Here is a 4,888-nt window from a genome sequence, read left to right as displayed (position 1 = left end):
GACCTCGACGCTGATGCCCTGACCCTGGTCGTTGGCGTTCAGGGCATTGCGGATGGCGCCGATCGCGCGAGCCGCGCCGCCACCGAGGTCGTAGACGCCACGTGCTTCGCGAGCGGCGATGCCAGCGACGCGAGCCACGACGCTGTCGACGATCGTCGTCGTGCCGCGTCCGTTCGAGGTCGTCGGGACGACGCTGCCGGACGTCTGAGCCGTGCCGTGGGCGGAAGTCGTGTTGGGTGTGGTGTTCGCCATGATGCTCTTCCTTCTGTCTTTCTGGTCTCGACCCCGATGCAGATGCACCGTGAGGGCTTGTACAGGTGAGACGCAGGCCGCCCCGGAAGTGTCACAAACTCGTTTTCGGGTCTCAGGTGGCACTCAGCTTCGGGGCCTGAGGCAGGGTTTCACCCTGTTCTGCCCCGGGGATCAGGGGATCTCGCGGGGGTGAAGCAGCGCGGAGTTCGCGCAACGGATCGGTACGGGTGACGCCCTCGAGTCCATCCGGGTCGTCCTGTCCGCAGCCGAGCACCCGCTGCCGCTCTCCGACCCGGCGGGCCGCCCAGGTCACCCCAGAGGCTGACGCGGGTCCGTCCGGCGGCGGACGCGAGCCGTCACGCCCCCGCCCGATGATGGGTCGTCGCGTCATTCCCGAGATCCGGGCCGCGCCGCGAAAGGCATGTCTTGACTTCCCCCTCCTCCCTCGAACGCGCCCCGGCTGCACCTGCACCTTCATCCGCATCCGCATCCGCCGGTGGCCGAATCGCCGCCCTCGACGTCATCCGTGGCGTCGCACTCTGCGGCATCCTCTTCGTCAACATCGCCCCGCTCGTGCACTTCGGCTCCGACACCGGCGTGCTCCAGCCCGCCGATCTCGGCAACCCGAGCGGCTGGCTGCAGCTGTTCGTGCAGCAGCGCTTCTTCCCGATCTTCTCGCTGCTCTTCGGCATCGGCTTCGCGCTCTTCTTCGATTCCGCCGCTCGACGCTCGCGCCGACCGAGGCTCGTGCTGCTCAGGCGCCTCCTGATCCTCCTCGCCATCGGCATCCCCTTCGAGTTCCTGCAGAGCGGCTCCGCGCTGTGGCCGTACGCCATCGCCGGCCTGCTCGTGCTGCTCCCCAGCACCTGGATGCCGCGCTGGGCTGTCGCCGTCGGTGCCGCCGTGCTCATCGCCGCGAGTCTCGCACTGGCGGGTGGCGGCATCACCCTCATCCCGGGAGTCTTCCTCCTCGGCGCCGCCCTCACTCGGTACGGCATCGTGCAGTCGATCGGCCGCTCGCGTGGCGGCTCCGTCGTCGCGCTCCTCGCCTTCACCGCGGCCTCGATCCCGCTCGCGATCTGGCAGGCGGGGGACATCCGGATGTCCGGCTTCGACCTCGCCTCCGGGCTCGCTGGATTCGCGATGGCCGGCGCGTACATCGCGCTGCTCTCGCTGCTCATGACGACCCGCGCCGCCCGCGGCCTGCAGGCCGTCTTCACGCCGCTCGGAAAGATGGCGCTCACGAACTACGTCGCTGCAGCCCCGCTGATGCTCGCCGCAGGTGCGCTCTTCGACCTGCCCAACAGCACCTCGTGGACGCTGCTGCTCAGCATCGTCGTCGGCATCCTCGTGCTGCAGTGGATCGCGAGCACGCTCTGGCTGCGTGCCTTCACGCAGGGACCGCTCGAATGGCTCTGGCGTTGGGGCACGTGGGGCACGCGCGGGCACCTCCGGCGAGACTCGGCCCCGAGCAGCGATGTGCGCGACACCGAGCTCAGCGCCGGGCGGGCCAACGCAGCAGCGTGAACTGGTCCTCCTCGACGGTGTGCGGGGTCACGGGGTCACCGGGTCACCGGGTCGCTGACGCGCTGCTCGCCGTCGCTTGCTGGACCGCCGTCGATCTTGCCGGGGCGTTCGCAGGGAGGGGGCGCCCAGGGAGGCCTCGTAGTGTGCCCGCCATGGACGTGATGCACCTCGATGGCTCGTCGGATCCCGCCCGAGTCGAGGACCTGCCTGCGCTGCTCGCAGAGCTCGACGATGCGAGTGACGAGGAGCCGGACGTCGGCGCCGGCGACCCGTACGGCTGGTTCGTGACTGCCTTCGCATCCGGAACGGTGGTGCTGTCGCATGCGGCACGACCGCACGATCCGGAACTCGTGCTCTCCGATGTCCCCAGGGATGAGGCCCTCGTGATCTTCACCGAGGTCGTCCGTGGAGAGATGGACGCCGTCCTCGCGCGCCCCTGGGTCGAGGACTGAGCCCTCGGCGCTCCCCGGTCAGCACGGACGCAGGGAGTACCGGAGCTGCGGCGACCGTCAGCGCTCGGCCGGCGAACGCAGCAACGTGAACGAGCCCTCCTTGACCATGAGCGTGGTCACCGGGGCGGTGACGCGTTGCTCGTCGTCGCTGGACAGCGCCAGCTCCCAGGTGCCGTGAGGAGCCTCGGGAACCGTGAACTCGACGGCGTTCTCCGCCGCGTTCAGCAGCAGAGCGAACGAGTCGGCGCCGACGTGCGAGAACACGAACGCGATGGAACGCGCATCCGGGTTCTCCCAGTCGGCGTCGTCGAAGCCACGCGCGTCGGAGCGCAGCACGTCCACGGTGTCGTCGGCACCCGTGTCCGGTGCCTGGCGGAACCAGACCGGCCGCAGTGCGGGATGCTCGGCGCGCAACGAGAGCAGCGTCCGCGTGAACTCGAGCAGCTCGGCGTCGACGGCCTCCCAATCGAACCAGGAGATCTCGTTGTCCTGGCAGTAGGCGTTGTTGTTGCCGCCCTGCGTGCGGCCGAGCTCGTCGCCGCCGAGGATCATGGGCACACCCGCCGAGAGGAGCAGCGTCGCGAGCAGGTTCCGGCGCTTGCGCGCGCGGCGCTCGTTCACCGCCTCGTCCTCGGTGGGGCCCTCCGCACCGCCGTTCGCCGAGCGGTTGTCGCTCTCGCCGTCCTGGTTGTCCTCGCCGTTCGCCGCATTGTGCTTGTCGTTGTACGCGGTGAGGTCGGCGAGCGTGAACCCGTCGTGCGCGGTGATGAAGTTCACGCTCGACAGCGGCGAGCGGCGGCTCGCCTCGTACACGTCAGGCGAGCCGAGGATGCGCTGCGCCGTCGTGCCGAGGGTCGCGTCGCTGCCGTTCCAGTAGTCGCGGGCGTCGTCGCGGAACTTGCCGTTCCACTCCGACCAGTCCGCGGGGAACCCGCCCACCTGATATCCGGCCGTATCCCACGGCTCGGCGATCATCTTGACCGGCGCGAGCACCGGATCCTGCTGGATGAGCGTCAGGAAGGCGCTGTGCAGCTCCGCGTCGCCGCCCTGACGGGTGAGGGTCGTGGCCAGATCGAAGCGGAACCCGTCGACGTGCATCTCGCTCACCCAATACCGCAGCGAGTCCATGATGAGCCCGAGCGCCGCCGGGTGGCCCACGTTGACGCTGTTGCCCGTCCCGGTGGTGTCGAAGTAGTGGCTCTCGTCGCCCTCCACGAGCCGGTAGTAGGCGGCGTTGTCGATGCCCTTGAACGACAGCGTCGGACCCATGTGATTGCCTTCAGCTGTGTGGTTGTAGACCACGTCGAGGATCACCTCGAGGCCGGCCGCGTGGAGGGCTTTCACGAGCTCCTTGAACTCGGCGACCTGGCCGCCGCCGTCGCCGGCTGCCGCGTAGTCGCCGTGCGGCGCGAAGAAGCCGATCGAGTTGTAGCCCCAGTAGTTGCGGAGCCCCTTCTCCTCGAGATGGCTGTCCTGCACGAACTGCTGCACGGGCAGCAGCTCGACCGAGGTCACGCCCAGGTCGACGAGATGCTTGATGGCCGCCGGGTGCGCGAGACCCGCGTACGTTCCGCGGATCTCCTCGGGCACCTCCGGGTGCAGCTGCGTGAAACCCTTGACGTGCACCTCGTAGACGACCGTCCTGTCGAGCGGGACACGCGGCGAAACGTCGTCGCCCCAGTCGAAGCTGGGGTCGGCGACGACGCTCAGGGGAACCGAGCCTGCCGAGTCCGTGTCGTCGCGCTGCTCCGGCTCGTTCATGTCGTGGCCGAACACCGACTGCGACCACGCATACTCGCCCTCGATCGCCGTGGCGTGCGGGTCCAGCAGCAGCTTGTTCACGTTGTGGCGGAGGCCACGCTCCGGGTCCCATGGGCCATCGACGCGCAGCCCGTAGCGGGAGCCGACCTGCAACTCGTCGACGAAGCCGTGGAAGACGTGGCCCGTGCGGTGCTCGAGGCGCGTGCGGGTCTCAGCTCCAGACTCGTCGAAGGTGCACACATCCACGGAATCTGCGGTCTCGGAGTACACCGCGAAGTTCGATCTGCCGTCGACGGTGCTGAAGCCGAGCGGATACGGGCGGGAGGGTGCGGAGTTCGACAACGGGGGACCTTCCAATGGCGGGGGAGCTGGGGCCCGGCGCGGATCCCCGCCGCTGAGAGTAGGGCAGGCGATCGGCGTCGCTGCCGACGTTCTCCCAGGTACGAGCGACGCGCATCCACGCACATCACCCTTCTCCCAGCTGACGGGGCGACGCTTCCCGTCTACCCACTCGCTATTCGTCGGAGGAAGACCACCATGAAGGCAACTGTCAACGGAACCGTCATCGCTGAAGCGCCCGAGTCGGAGCTCGTCGGCATCGAGGGCAACCACTACTTCCCGCCGTCGTCGCTGCACTCCGAGTCGTTCACGAAGAGCGACACGCAGTACACCTGCCCGTGGAAGGGGCACGCGCAGTACTGGGACGTCGTCGTGGACGGCGCCACGCACCGCGACGCGGCCTGGAGCTACCCGGAGCCGTTCGACGGCTCGACCGAACGTGTCGGCCACGACTTCGCCGGCTACGTCGCCTTCGACAAGTCGCAGGTCAGCCTCGGCTGACGCCGCGCCGCGCCGCTGGCCCCGCCGCCCCGCCGCCGCGCCCCCCCCCCCCCCCC

Annotated in this window: 5 protein-coding genes; 3 read left to right on the top strand and 2 right to left on the bottom strand. The window is 69.2% G+C overall.

All coding sequences use genetic code 11. The features are described from left to right. Window positions 1-252, bottom strand: a 252-nt coding sequence (locus tag C5E10_RS02705) for an Asp23/Gls24 family envelope stress response protein (RefSeq protein WP_146080128.1), incomplete at its 3' end; no start/stop codon positions are given. A 426-nt stretch (window positions 253-678) separates the two neighbouring features. On the opposite strand from C5E10_RS02705, the gene C5E10_RS02700 reads away from it, so the two are divergent. Both C5E10_RS02700 and C5E10_RS02695 read left to right on the top strand, forming a co-directional pair. After that, entirely contained in the window at window positions 679-1,779 is a 1,101-nt protein-coding gene (locus tag C5E10_RS02700; RefSeq protein ID WP_104330329.1) for a DUF418 domain-containing protein, read from the top strand. A 152-nt stretch (window positions 1,780-1,931) separates the two neighbouring features. Further along, window positions 1,932-2,231, top strand: coding sequence for a hypothetical protein (locus tag C5E10_RS02695; RefSeq protein ID WP_104330328.1), 300 nt, complete (start codon window positions 1,932-1,934; stop codon window positions 2,229-2,231). Between the two features lie 57 nt (window positions 2,232-2,288). Here the strand turns inward: C5E10_RS02695 and glgX are convergent, their stop codons facing one another. Next, on the bottom strand, window positions 2,289-4,334 hold the full coding sequence (gene glgX, locus C5E10_RS02690; RefSeq protein WP_258070974.1) for a glycogen debranching protein GlgX: 2,046 nt from the start codon (window positions 4,332-4,334) through the stop codon (window positions 2,289-2,291). A 195-nt stretch (window positions 4,335-4,529) separates the two neighbouring features. Between glgX and C5E10_RS02685 the strand changes: the two genes are divergently transcribed. Then, entirely contained in the window at window positions 4,530-4,832 is a 303-nt protein-coding gene (locus C5E10_RS02685; protein ID WP_104243600.1) for a DUF427 domain-containing protein, read from the top strand. Window positions 4,833-4,888: the final 56 nt, after the last annotated feature.

The sequence above is a fragment of the Pseudoclavibacter sp. RFBG4 genome, assembly GCF_002931515.1.
Classification (GTDB): Bacteria; Actinomycetota; Actinomycetes; order Actinomycetales; family Microbacteriaceae; genus Pseudoclavibacter.
Note: the sequence above shows the minus strand (reverse complement) of the source record. Positions and strands in the feature narration are given on the sequence as shown.

Coding starts and splice junctions, on each gene's coding strand:
- C5E10_RS02695 (WP_104330328.1), top strand. CDS start 1,932: ATGGACGTGATGCACCTCGATGGCTCGTCGGATCCCGCCCGAGTCGAG.
- C5E10_RS02685 (WP_104243600.1), top strand. CDS start 4,530: ATGAAGGCAACTGTCAACGGAACCGTCATCGCTGAAGCGCCCGAGTCG.